The sequence below is a fragment of the Candidatus Saccharimonadia bacterium genome (assembly GCA_035544015.1).
Lineage (GTDB): Bacteria > Patescibacteriota > Saccharimonadia > UBA4664 > UBA4664 > UBA5169.
The window spans coordinates 1-1,301 of sequence record DATKIP010000015.1; the positions used below are offsets into that span (position 1 = coordinate 1).

Genomic DNA, 1,301 nt, shown 5'->3' on the forward strand with positions numbered 1-1,301 from the left:
TAGTGCGGTTCACATGACCGCTGGCCATAATGCCCTCCGCGGATCAGGTCCCGGTCAAAACCACGCATTCAAAGATGCTCTGGCCCGTTGTGGGTTGTCCTGATCGCCGGATCGACCGGCTCTGCATTACGTGCTGTTCGCCCTCCCAACCGTCACATCACGCCGGATGTCCGGTGTGATCTCGTTTACGCCGCGAGCGCGGCAGGTTCTCTGTACCGCTCACCTCTCGCCATCATCGCCCATGCCATCCTGGCGAGCTTGTTGGCCAGCGCGATGGCCGCGACCTTTGTGGGTCGCCGCGCCAACAACGCGGTGAGCCATGGCCGATGTTTGGTGCCATGGATTTTGGCATAGCGGATCACGGCGAGTGCGCCCGCCGTGAACAGGCTGCGCAGATAGCGATCGCCTCGCTTGCTGATGCTGCCGAGCCGCTCCTTCCCCCCGCTCGAGTTCTGCTTTGGCACGAGCCCGATCCATGCCGAGAAGTCCCGCCCTGATCGGAAAGCTTTCGGATCTGCAACGCTGGCAACCAGGGCGGTCGCCAGCGCCGGGCCGACGCCGGGAATCTCATCGAGCCGTTTGCTTATCTCGCTGGAGCGGTGCCAGGCTCTGATCAAGCGATCGAACTGGAGGACCTGTGCCTTCAACATCTGCAGTTGGGCGCCTAGAGCGGCAACACACGCACGTGCGACCGCGGGCAATCGTTTGTCATTCGCATCGGCGACGACGCCGAGTAGTTGGTCAACCCCGTTACGTCCGACCGGTGCAACGATTCCAAACTCGGCAAGATGAGCACGGATAGCATTGATCACCGCAGTCTGTTGGCGGATGAAGAGATGGCGCGTGCGATGGAGCATCAGGCAGCCTTGCTGCTCAGTCGTCTTGGTCTCGACGAACCGCATGTTCGGCCGGCCTACCGCCTCGCAAATGGCCTCGGCGTCGGTAGCGTCGTTCTTCTGTCGTTTGACGTAGGGCTTCACGTAGGCAGGTGGCATGAGCCGAACACGGTGGCCAAGCGCGCGGAGCTCACGAGACCAATGATGCGAAGAGGCACATGCTTCGATGCCAACCAGGCACGGCGGCAGCTTCTGAAAGAATGCCAGAACGTAGCGGCGCTTCAGTTGACGGCGGATAATTACATTGCCTTCTGCATCGACGCCATGAACCTGGAAGACTGACTTCGCGATATCAAGACCGATTGTCGTAACCGCTTGCATGATAGCTCCTCCGAATCGTGGGCCCTAACAGCACCCACATCCATGGCGCTCACGCGCCGGTGGAGGAGCCGTCCACAGCATCAG

At 61.0% G+C, this 1,301-nt stretch carries 1 protein-coding gene; it reads right to left on the reverse strand.

Annotation, left to right across the window (positions count from 1 at the left end; genetic code table 11):
* Positions 1 to 185: 185 nt before the first annotated feature.
* A complete protein-coding gene (locus tag VMT30_02000; GenBank protein ID HVQ43716.1) occupies positions 186 to 1,217 on the reverse strand; it encodes an IS110 family transposase in 1,032 nt (343 codons plus the stop codon).
* Positions 1,218 to 1,301: the final 84 nt, after the last annotated feature.

Excerpts from the sequence above, each read along its gene's own strand:
- VMT30_02000 (HVQ43716.1), bottom strand. The coding sequence starts at position 1,217 with ATGCAAGCGGTTACGACAATCGGTCTTGATATCGCGAAGTCAGTCTTC.